A 3,037-nucleotide genomic window follows, 5' to 3' on the forward strand; every position below is an offset into this window, starting at 1 on the left:
CGACCGATTAGTAATGGTCCGCTTCATACGTCACCGCACTTCCACTTCCATCCTATCTACCTGATCATCTCTCAGGGGTCTTACTTCCTTACGGAATGGGAAATCTTATCTCGAGGCGAGTTTCGCGCTTAGATGCTTTCAGCGTTTATCTCATCCATACATAGCTACCCAGCGATGCCCTTGGCAGAACAACTGGTACACCAGCGGTATGTCCATCCCGGTCCTCTCGTACTAAGGACAGATCCTCTCAAATTTCCTACGCCCGCGACGGATAGGGACCGAACTGTCTCACGACGTTCTGAACCCAGCTCGCGTACCGCTTTAATGGGCGAACAGCCCAACCCTTGGGACCGACTACAGCCCCAGGATGCGATGAGCCGACATCGAGGTGCCAAACCTCCCCGTCGATGTGGACTCTTGGGGGAGATAAGCCTGTTATCCCCAGGGTAGCTTTTATCCGTTGAGCGATGGCCCTTCCATGCGGAACCACCGGATCACTAAGCCCGACTTTCGTCCCTGCTCGACTTGTAGGTCTCGCAGTCAAGCTCCCTTATGCCTTTACACTCTGCGAATGATTTCCAACCATTCTGAGGGAACCTTTGGGCGCCTCCGTTACCTTTTAGGAGGCGACCGCCCCAGTCAAACTGCCCACCTGACACTGTCTCCCGCCGTGATTGCCGGCGTGGGTTAGAGTGTTCATACAACGAGGGTAGTATCCCACCAGCGCCTCTGTCGAAACTAGCGTTCCGACTTCTACGGCTCCTACCTATCCTGTACAAGTTGTACAAACACCCAATATCAAGCTACAGTAAAGCTCCATGGGGTCTTTCCGTCCTGTCGCGGGTAACCCGCATCTTCACGGGTATTATAATTTCACCGAGTCTCTCGTTGAGACAGTGCCCAGATCGTTACGCCTTTCGTGCGGGTCGGAACTTACCCGACAAGGAATTTCGCTACCTTAGGACCGTTATAGTTACGGCCGCCGTTTACTGGGGCTTCAATTCGCACCTTCGCTTGCGCTAAGCACTCCTCTTAACCTTCCAGCACCGGGCAGGCGTCAGCCCCTATACTTCATCTTACGATTTTGCAGAAACCTGTGTTTTTGATAAACAGTCGCCTGGGCCTATTCACTGCGGCTGAGCTTGCGCTCAGCACCCCTTCTCCCGAAGTTACGGGGTCATTTTGCCGAGTTCCTTAACGAGAGTTCTCTCGCTCACCTTAGGATACTCTCCTCGACTACCTGTGTCGGTTTGCGGTACGGGTAATTAAACTCTAACTAGAAGCTTTTCTCGGCAGTGTGACATCAATCACTTCGCTACTTTAATTTCGCTCCCCATCACAACTTGTCCTCAGTCGGTAAGCATTTGACTCACCAACAGACTTATTGCTTGGACGCACATATCCAACAGTGCGCATCTCTAGCCTCCTGCGTCCCTCCATTGTTCAAACAAGTTTAACTAGTACAGGAATCTCAACCTGTTATCCATCGCCTACGCCTCTCGGCCTCGGCTTAGGTCCCGACTAACCCTGGGAGGACGAGCCTTCCCCAGGAAACCTTAGTCATACGGTGGGTAGGATTCTCACCTACCTTTCGCTACTCATACCGGCATTCTCACTTCTAAGCGCTCCACCAGTCCTTACGGTCTGACTTCACCGCCCTTAGAACGCTCTCCTACCACGTGTCCTTACGGACACATCCACAATTTCGGTAATGTGTTTAGCCCCGTTACATTTTCGGCGCAGAATCACTCGACTAGTGAGCTATTACGCACTCTTTAAATGGTGGCTGCTTCTAAGCCAACATCCTAGTTGTCTGTGCAATTCCACATCCTTTTCCACTTAACACATATTTAGGGACCTTAATTGGTGGTCTGGGCTGTTTCCCTTTCGACTACGGATCTTATCACTCGCAGTCTGACTCCCGGATATAGATATGTGGCATTCGGAGTTTATCTGAATTCAGTAACCCAAGACGGGCCCCTAGTCCAAACAGTGCTCTACCTCCACTATCCTTTACTCCGAGGCTAGCCCTAAAGCTATTTCGGAGAGAACCAGCTATCTCCAAGTTCGTTTGGAATTTCACCTCTACCCACACCTCATCCCAGCATTTTTCAACATACACGGGTTCGGTCCTCCAGTGCGTTTTACCGCACCTTCAACCTGGACATGGGTAGGTCACCTGGTTTCGGGTTTACGTCAACATACTAAAGCGCCCTATTCAGACTCGCTTTCGCTTCGGCTCCGGGCTTTCCCCCTTAACCTCGCATGCTAACGTAACTCGCCGGTTCATTCTACAAAAGGCACGCTATCACCCATTAACGGGCTCTAACTACTTGTAGGCACATGGTTTCAGGAACTCTTTCACTCCCCTCCCGGGGTGCTTTTCACCTTTCCCTCACGGTACTGGTTCACTATCGGTCACTAGGTAGTATTTAGCCTTGGGAGATGGTCCTCCCGGATTCCGACGGAGTTTCACGTGTTCCGCCGTACTCAGGATCCTGGACAGAGGAGATTTAATTTCGTTTACAGGGCTCTCACCTTCTCTGGCTGATTTTCCCAAATCATTCAACTATCAAATCTCTTGGTAACTCTAAAGTCCAGTCCTACAACCCCGAGAAGCAAGCTTCTCGGTTTGGGCTCTTCCCTCTTCGCTCGCCGCTACTGGGGGAATCGAATTTCTTTCTCTTCCTATGGGTACTTAGATGTTTCAGTTCCCCACGTCTACCTTCAACTAAGCTATGAATTCACTTAGCGATAACAGGCCGTTAGGCCTGCTGGGTTGCCCCATTCGGAAATCTCCGGTTCACAGTTTACTTACAACTCCCCGAAGCATATCGCAGTTAGTCACGTCCTTCATCGGCTCCTAGTGCCAAGGCATCCACCATGCGCCCTTAATAACTTAACCTCGCTTAATAATTTAAGCTATGAGTTTGCGATTAAGAACTAATTCTTGTTTTAACTCTTTAAAACGCGGTGTTTTCTCGGTTTTTCATTAAATAAGAAATAGAATAAATATCTAGTTTTCAAAGAACAAGTT

The 3,037-nt window shown here is 50.0% G+C and carries 1 rRNA gene; it reads right to left on the bottom strand.

The features are described from left to right. A 23S ribosomal RNA gene (locus FC14_RS00410) occupies window positions 1–2,905 on the bottom strand; the annotation flags it as partial. Window positions 2,906–3,037: the final 132 nt, after the last annotated feature.

The organism is Ligilactobacillus agilis DSM 20509 (genome assembly GCF_001436215.1).
GTDB classification, from domain to species: domain Bacteria; phylum Bacillota; class Bacilli; order Lactobacillales; family Lactobacillaceae; genus Ligilactobacillus; species Ligilactobacillus agilis.